Origin of the sequence: Nostoc sp. MG11, assembly GCF_014904695.1 — a bacterium.
Taxonomy (GTDB): Bacteria; Cyanobacteriota; Cyanobacteriia; order Cyanobacteriales; family Nostocaceae; genus Komarekiella.
Genome location: NZ_JACXXN010000118.1, coordinates 1 through 4,823, shown reverse-complemented (window position 1 = coordinate 4,823; position 4,823 = coordinate 1). Strand labels below are relative to the sequence as shown.

8 protein-coding genes and 1 pseudogene are annotated in these 4,823 nt (G+C 40.3%); 4 read left to right on the top strand and 5 right to left on the bottom strand.

Annotated features, from left to right (window positions below; genetic code table 11):
• Positions 1-68: 68 nt before the first annotated feature.
• A pseudogene (locus HCR01_RS36920) lies at positions 69-341 on the bottom strand (IS6 family transposase); the annotation flags it as partial.
• 181 nt (positions 342-522) lie between these two features.
• On the opposite strand from HCR01_RS36920, the gene HCR01_RS36915 reads away from it, so the two are divergent.
• From HCR01_RS36915 to HCR01_RS36905, 3 genes are all read left to right on the top strand, one after another.
• Entirely contained in the window at positions 523-696 is a 174-nt protein-coding gene (locus HCR01_RS36915; protein WP_193200849.1) for a hypothetical protein, read from the top strand.
• 261 nt (positions 697-957) lie between these two features.
• Positions 958-1,131, top strand: coding sequence for a hypothetical protein (locus HCR01_RS36910; RefSeq protein ID WP_193200848.1), 174 nt, complete (start codon positions 958-960; stop codon positions 1,129-1,131).
• A gap of 337 nt (positions 1,132-1,468) precedes the next feature.
• On the top strand, positions 1,469-1,879 hold the full coding sequence (locus HCR01_RS36905; protein ID WP_226890056.1) for a hypothetical protein: 411 nt from the start codon (positions 1,469-1,471) through the stop codon (positions 1,877-1,879).
• A gap of 197 nt (positions 1,880-2,076) precedes the next feature.
• Here HCR01_RS36905 and HCR01_RS36900 read toward each other — a convergent pair whose 3' ends face one another.
• Both HCR01_RS36900 and HCR01_RS36895 read right to left on the bottom strand, forming a co-directional pair.
• Positions 2,077-2,523, bottom strand: coding sequence for a hypothetical protein (locus HCR01_RS36900; RefSeq protein WP_193200846.1), 447 nt, complete (start codon positions 2,521-2,523; stop codon positions 2,077-2,079).
• A gap of 60 nt (positions 2,524-2,583) precedes the next feature.
• Entirely contained in the window at positions 2,584-3,024 is a 441-nt protein-coding gene (locus HCR01_RS36895; protein WP_193200845.1) for a hypothetical protein, read from the bottom strand.
• Between the two features lie 265 nt (positions 3,025-3,289).
• On the opposite strand from HCR01_RS36895, the gene HCR01_RS36890 reads away from it, so the two are divergent.
• A complete protein-coding gene (locus HCR01_RS36890) occupies positions 3,290-3,511 on the top strand; it encodes a transposase (protein WP_193200844.1) in 222 nt (73 codons plus the stop codon).
• A gap of 466 nt (positions 3,512-3,977) precedes the next feature.
• Here the strand turns inward: HCR01_RS36890 and HCR01_RS39690 are convergent, their stop codons facing one another.
• Both HCR01_RS39690 and HCR01_RS36885 read right to left on the bottom strand, forming a co-directional pair.
• Positions 3,978-4,115 (bottom strand): hypothetical protein, encoded by a 138-nt coding sequence (locus tag HCR01_RS39690; RefSeq protein ID WP_226890055.1) that lies wholly within the window; start codon positions 4,113-4,115, stop codon positions 3,978-3,980.
• Positions 4,105-4,617: a hypothetical protein gene (locus tag HCR01_RS36885; protein WP_226890054.1), complete on the bottom strand. Its 513-nt coding sequence runs from the start codon at positions 4,615-4,617 to the stop codon at positions 4,105-4,107. The genes HCR01_RS39690 and HCR01_RS36885 overlap by 11 nt, the downstream gene beginning before the upstream one ends.
• Positions 4,618-4,823: the final 206 nt, after the last annotated feature.

Sequence of the window (4,823 nt, the reverse complement as noted above, 5' to 3'; positions counted from 1 at the left end):
GCAACTATTTTTTCTCGAAGATCGACAGAGTATGACTTCATTTAAAGGGATTTATATTTTAATTGATTGTACCTCATAACAGACGCAAGTGCTGTATAGGTTTCGTCAACCCGCCATGAATCGTTTGTAGATTTCAGTTGTGGGCTGCATCGTTTTTCTAGTTCTGGTGCATAGGCTTGAACCCATCTATACACAGTTGAATGGTCTACTGATAACCCTCTTTCAGCCATCATCTCTTCTAGATGGCGATAACTCAATGGATACCGAAGATACCATCTAACGCACAGGAGGATGATTTCGGCTTGATAGTGTCGCCATTTAAATGGTTGTTTTGGGTTCATCTCTGTAGCATTTCAGTCTCTTGAAAGAATATAACACTTGCTTAGGCACCTATTTTTGCAACACAGCCAGTTTCTGTAGCTCAACGGATATCGTAGATACCACCGCACACATAGCAGGATGAGCTCAGATTGGAAATGACGCCATTTAAACGGTTCTTTGGAGTTCATTAACAGGCTAACTTTGATACAAGACTATTGGCACAACTACTTTTCTACCAGACTAGCCCTAGTTTTTGCAACACAACCAAAAAACTTGCCTGTGGCAATTGACTGCACGTTGCTGACGCTCGTGGATGAGCAAGCTGGCAAATCTGCTATGTTAGAGGGAGAAAACCTCTCTTGTGGCGATGAGTAGAAAGACTGTCTTGGAGGCACTTATTCCGCCGCGCCCGTCGCACCGAATTTAACTCAAAGCGAAGAACAAACCCAACATAGCCTTTCAACTTCTCTACCAAACACGCAAGGGACGCTAATAGGTGAAAATCAGATTTCGGGTGATGATGACAAAATTCATCATGTTGACCAAAGTTCCGCGCCGCCACAGCCGGATAAATGCTCGCATGAGGCTGTCGTTGCGAGGTTGAAGGCGCGACCAGGACGGATAGAGAAGTTGAGGATGGCGGGGATATTTGGGGAAAAACCTGCAAAAGGTTTTTTTGCGGAATGCTGGGATGATCCAGCGTTGCAGATTGTGATCAAGAAACTCTTGGCGAAGTATCCGCAGTGGGGCGTTGTGATTGTTAGCGGGGTGCTGGTTGAGAACAATTCATTGAGGCAGGCACAGCGATAGGCAAGGACTTGAGTCACATTTTCTAGTTTTCATTGTGCCCTGAAAATCTTTGTTCGACAGTCAATCTGTTTAACGGCAGATTCAACTACAAGTGACTGTGCTGGCACGGGGTTGGTCATTAACCCAATCAATTACTACCTGATTATCTTGAAAAGAAGTTCCCACCGTTTCTAGATCGTCTCATGCACGGGTTTTTAGCCGAGTCAGGAGGGTGACTGGTGACTTCCTGGTTTAGGTATCGAACTATCTAGTTAAACTCATCGCTGCTGTCTGAGCCTGAGCAACACTAGTAAAATAATAAATATTCGATATCTTTATTCAAGCCAATCAAATTTAAGTGAAATCCAAACAAATGCTGCGCTTTAGATTACTAAACATTTTTAAAAGAACGAGTTTTCCACCCATCCTGTCTAATGAAGTGAAACTATTGAAGGCAGCGATCACTGACGCTAAGCAAAGAGGACTCGATCCACAATATACGCCAGAAGTACAGAATATTGTTAGACGCATGATAACTTTGATGCCGTTTGTCGAAAAATTCCGAGAACTAGAACAGGTAGTACGTGCATACTGTTTTCTAAGGGAAACACAGCCATTCGATGATCCTGAAGTTGAAGCAGTAGGTCAACGAATTGATTTAGTTAACAATGAATTGCTTACCGATAGGCGTTATCGGCGTTTTTACAAATCTCTTCAGTGTTTAGAAATATATGAGCTACCGTTTTCAAGAGAAAATACCTCTCAATAATCGTCTAACCCACAAAACCACAAACCTTTATTTGCCGTTGCTATTGCTACACAAGGGCGATTAATGGTGATTCTTTTTGGTTTCCTTATTGAATACCTTGAACGCTGTGAAAAAGTAATTATGTATGGTCTTTCATCGTGATTTACCACTAAATGAATCGAATGCTCATTTCACCTCATTCACAACGAGGCGGCAGCCTAAAAACAGGTGGCAATGGCATTAGAATTACCATCTACAGAGAATATCGCTGGGAATCCGTTTCTCGTTCCGACTATTCTCACATCTCTCAAAAGCGCTCTTTGAGATCGAGAGCCTGGTCGAGAGGAAGTTCCGCCTGCAATTCCCAATAGACGATTAGTAATTGAGGTGTTTGCGGGGCGAATAGCGGTACCAATGTTATCAAAATAAAATACTTGTCCCGATGAACCTGGAACCACAGTTAAAAAAATGGCAATTGGATCACCGAACAGACTGTAATTAACTCTAGTATTAGAGGCAGTAGGATTAGTGCATGTGATTGTACCAGAAAGTGAATTGCCTCTGAAATTCTCAGCACGGCTAGGTGATTCGAGCGTTACGGTTACAGTTGGCACAACTAACAACAGAGCAGCTAATTTTTGAGGATTGACAAAAGAAAATTTCACGTCGCCTCCAATGGTTATGCAATGCTTATGCAAATAAAGTCTTGAGATATTAATTTAGTCTTAATAACTAGGCTGCTGAATTGTCTCTCCATTTGGAGCTTTCAGCACTTCTCCTGATTCCAACTTCCTTCCATCGTAGTCAAATAGCTGATATCCTATCGGTTGTGTACCCTGAAAAATAATTTGAAGCTTGATTCCTTCACGAAGCCTGATTATTCCTCCAGGTTCTACAATGTCACCAGTCGGCATAATTACAGGACGGTTTATAGTTTTTTTGATCGCCCAACTCCCATCAGAGCCAATTATGGCGGCATCAGCAGGAACTGGAATAGGATATTGTGAATCTACTGGAGTCTGTGAAATTTGCTGGATAGGCTCTTGACTTTTGGATTTAATGATGTTGGTTGCGTTTACTTCTGAAGCTATAACTCCAGTGTTGAAACAGCTCAAAGTACATCCGGTTAGTACTGCCAAAAGTCCCAGTTTTTTATATATTTTCATGATTTCATTCCTTGAACGCGCAAATGTAAAGATTCAGACTATTGTCATTCATGCAGAGCGAACGCATCCAAATCCAGAATGCATTTTTCACTAAGGGTTACACGAATTCATCAGCAGAAATACTAAATATCTGAAACCTTTATCCAGCAGTATTGGTAGACTTGGATATCCCTAAAAGAATCGAAATAGTGAAGTCACGCCGAACATCAGAAATACGTGTAGTCTTGGAGCAATGGGGTATTCAGATATTTGAGCAAATCAGAATTTGGTAGTTGATAACTTAAACATCCATAATTCTGCCGCATTGTATGAAGTCTTTGAACCACAAGAAGGGCGTCAGATTGTTCAAAAACTAGAGTTTCGCCTTACTTCCAAACATGCAAGTTTGTTAAACCAATTGGAAATTGAATTATCTGTTTTATCCCGTCAATGTTTCGAGCGACGAATTCTAGAAGCACAAATATTGAAATCTGAAATTCTCGCTTAGGAGAAACAGCGCAATCAAAAACTGGCGCTTTCAAACTAAGGATGCACCGAACAAGCTTGAACAGTTATATCCCTCCGTTTAACCCTACAAAGTTGCTTTGGTATACTACTAGGCTGTTTATTAACTTAGTAATAAAAACTATTTCATTAGCTCTAAAAAGCTACATGAATAGTATTTCTGAAGTAGCAAGATAAATAAATATACCTAAAGATAGATTCAGTAAACCAAAATTTTTCTGTAGGTGGTGATCGCCAATAATGGAACACTTAGACACTATCTTGAAACTAAAATGTACCTAATATAAAAATACTTTATCCTTACTTATTTATTAACCTAATTTTAAATATTCTAAGTTGTTTTACATCTTCTATATTCACTGTCACCATTTAGCCCAAGGCAAACGCATCTAAGTAGAATAATCCTTTAATAGCAGGGTTTCAGCATTTCACGATTTAGGCTATTTTCATCAAGTTCCTTGCTCAGCAAGGGTTTCATGAATTACATACGTTTGCCATAGGATGATCACCGGACGACCGATAATTACTTGCAAGTAATTCTCTGACTCAATGAGAGTGGGGAAAGCTTTTAACAGGTTAGCTTTCAATGGCTCTTTCTTGCCTTGGGTAATTCCCATACATTGGGAATTTATCAATCCATTCTTGGTAATCAAGTAACCCTGCTTCATAATCAGTTTTTAATTGATTGCGGAGAGGCGGGACAACATTATCTCTAACATTAATTAACTGACTCCAGACGACTGGAGCTAAATCAATCGGGCAAACCCAATCCCCATTGTCTGAATTCATCCACTCCTGTACAGATGCAATCTCTTGCCTCAGTTGTGCAGCCGCTTCATCTAACTTTTTGAAAACCTTAACGCCCCTCAACCCGACTTCGGAATTTGTAACTTTCATCAGGTCAGATTCCGATTCAGATACTTCTGATTTCAGGACATCCGCCCATTTGGGAGCAGCACTTTTAGTACTATTTTTCAGTTGAATACGGAAGCGAATGCGGGTTTTATTAAGTTTTGAGAAGTTCAATCGTTCAATTGTGGCATCAGTTAGAAAAGTTGCAGTTTGGGGAGAAGCGATCGCTTGTACCATGTTCAGTTAACTCACTACTAATTTTCAATTTCAACAGAGCGTAGCGTTTTTACAAAGCAATATAATAAAAGGCGTTCATACTGTTATTGGTGTGAACACCTTTCATTGTCTAGAGGTAACAATCAAACGACGACCCAATAAATACCTTGGTTGCGAACCATGTAAGATTGTCCTTTAATCTTTGCGGTTCCCAACTCGGAACTATT

What these genes read in the sequence shown, in the direction of transcription:
- HCR01_RS36895 (WP_193200845.1), bottom strand. Translation starts at nt 3,024, where the DNA reads ATGAAAATATATAAAAAACTGGGACTTTTGGCAGTACTAACCGGATGT.
- HCR01_RS36910 (WP_193200848.1), top strand. Translation starts at nt 958, where the DNA reads ATGGCGGGGATATTTGGGGAAAAACCTGCAAAAGGTTTTTTTGCGGAA.
- HCR01_RS36885 (WP_226890054.1), bottom strand. Translation starts at nt 4,617, where the DNA reads ATGGTACAAGCGATCGCTTCTCCCCAAACTGCAACTTTTCTAACTGAT.